At 44.6% G+C, this 439-nt stretch carries 1 protein-coding gene; it reads right to left on the bottom strand.

Annotated elements, in window-relative coordinates; all coding sequences use genetic code 11:
• Window positions 1–18: 18 nt before the first annotated feature.
• The gene (locus SORDD15_RS09715; protein WP_061416736.1) at window positions 19–303 is read right to left on the bottom strand and encodes a TIGR04197 family type VII secretion effector; all 285 of its coding nucleotides are present in this window, start codon (window positions 301–303) and stop codon (window positions 19–21) included.
• Window positions 304–439 lie beyond the last annotated feature (136 nt).

Raw genomic sequence — 439 nt, 5'->3', positions numbered from 1 at the left:
GTAACTCATAGCACCTCCCTACTGCAAGCCAGGAAACAGGTTTTGTCCCAATACCGTATCTGTACGGGCCAACTCTTTCCCTGTGCCTGCCATCAAGGCGATATCTGTCTCCAGCAAGGTCGCATAGGTCTTCACCAGCGAGTGAAGTTCATTGAATTGTTCCTGATACAAGTCCAATCCTTTCGATGTGGCTGTCGTATTAAAACTTGGTTTCCCAACTCCTGCCAAACTAGCCTTGGCCTTGGATAGACTACCGATGTGTGAGTTAAACAGAACCTCGGATAATTGAATCGTTCCATACATGACCTTTCCCCTCCTTCTAATGCAATAGCTTCTCGATGAAATTTCCCAGATTGTTAATCTGACTTTGACACCAGCCAATAATACCGTTTTCTTCATTCTTTAGGTTCTCTAACCTAGTGATTTCATCACAGATGGC

It is taken from the genome of Streptococcus oralis (genome assembly GCF_001578935.1).
GTDB lineage: Bacteria > Bacillota > Bacilli > Lactobacillales > Streptococcaceae > Streptococcus > Streptococcus oralis_R.
This window is presented reverse-complemented; position numbering and strand designations above follow the sequence as displayed.